Origin of the sequence: Salegentibacter maritimus (assembly GCF_016236915.1) — a bacterium.
Taxonomy (GTDB): domain Bacteria; phylum Bacteroidota; class Bacteroidia; order Flavobacteriales; family Flavobacteriaceae; genus Salegentibacter; species Salegentibacter maritimus.
This window is the reverse complement of record NZ_JAEHOK010000065.1, coordinates 1-371: the sequence shown is the minus strand read 5'-3', so window position 1 is coordinate 371 and position 371 is coordinate 1. Positions and strand designations below refer to the sequence as shown.

Below are 371 nucleotides of genomic sequence, written 5' to 3'. Positions count from 1 at the left end.
AGATGGTACTGCTATTTGTGGGAGAGTATGTCACCGCCTTTTTTTTAAAAGACCTTTACAGCAATGTAAAGGTCTTTTTTTTTGAGCTAATTTTTCGGGATGCGGGGGCTGCTATAAGTCTTTAAGTGGTTTTACAGGTGGGACTACATTTGCTACCGGTGGCAGGCTTTTAAAATAGAAGTACATGGCCTTTAAATCTTCATCCTTTATATCTTTAAAGTTTTGCCAGGGCATGGGCGGCAATAACATGCGGGCATTTTCCTGGCCTTTGTATTTTCCTTCCACCATAGCCCTTTTAAACTGTTGAAACGTCCAGGTGCCCATACCCGTGTCGTGTGGAGTTAAGTTTGCCGCATATGAAACTCCCCAGG

Annotated in this window: 1 pseudogene; it reads right to left on the bottom strand. The window is 43.1% G+C overall.

From position 1 onward, the window contains the following. Positions 1-111 precede the first annotated feature (111 nt). Positions 112-371 (bottom strand): annotated as a pseudogene (locus tag I6U49_RS16850) (diheme cytochrome c-553); the annotation flags it as partial.